This window comes from Oleiphilus sp. HI0061 (assembly GCF_001635675.1).
This window is the reverse complement of sequence record NZ_LWFE01000450.1, coordinates 1-648: the sequence shown is the minus strand read 5'-3', so window position 1 is coordinate 648 and position 648 is coordinate 1. Positions and strand designations below refer to the sequence as shown.

The 648-nt window shown below is 41.5% G+C and carries 1 protein-coding gene; it reads left to right on the top strand.

Going from position 1 to position 648, the window contains the following annotated elements:
* Positions 1–521 (top strand): adenylyl-sulfate kinase (cysC, locus tag A3735_RS06090; RefSeq protein WP_082885809.1); only part of this gene is annotated, 521 nt, incomplete at its 5' end.
* Positions 522–648 lie beyond the last annotated feature (127 nt).

The following is a 648-nucleotide window of genomic DNA, read 5'->3' as shown; positions in this document are numbered from 1 at the left end:
CCTGCATGATCTGGTTTACCGGCCTTAGTGGTGCAGGTAAGTCTAGTGTCGCGAATGCCTTAGATGCGATGCTCTACGAGAAAGGTAAGCATACCTACCTTTTAGACGGTGACAATGTTAGGCATGGATTGACGAAGGATCTGGGTTTTTCTGCTCAAGACCGAATTGAAAATATCAGACGAATTGGTGAGGTAGGAAAACTTTTTGTCGATGCGGGTTTGATTGTCCAGTCTGCGTTTATTTCTCCTTTTAATTCAGATCGACAAATGGTGAGAAAGCTCTTCCCTATAGGGGAGTTTATTGAGGTTTATATTTGTACTGATCTTAGTGTTTGTGAGCGGAGAGACCCGAAAGGTTTGTATAAAAAGGCGAGGGCTGGAGAGATTCGAAACTTTACGGGTATTGACTCTACATATGAAGCCCCCGAAGATCCTGAACTCGTGGTTGACGCGGGTGTTTTAAGTATAGAAGGTGCAGCAAAGGAAGTTTTTGATTACTTGGTTTTGCGTGGATATGTCTAGCAAACACTAGAATGGCTTGCTTTGAATATAGAGCTTAGCTACAGTGAAAATCTGGAATTTTAATCATAGGGTTTAAAGGATGAAGTTTAATAAAGTTGGGCGATTGTTCATATCTGCTGTATTAGTA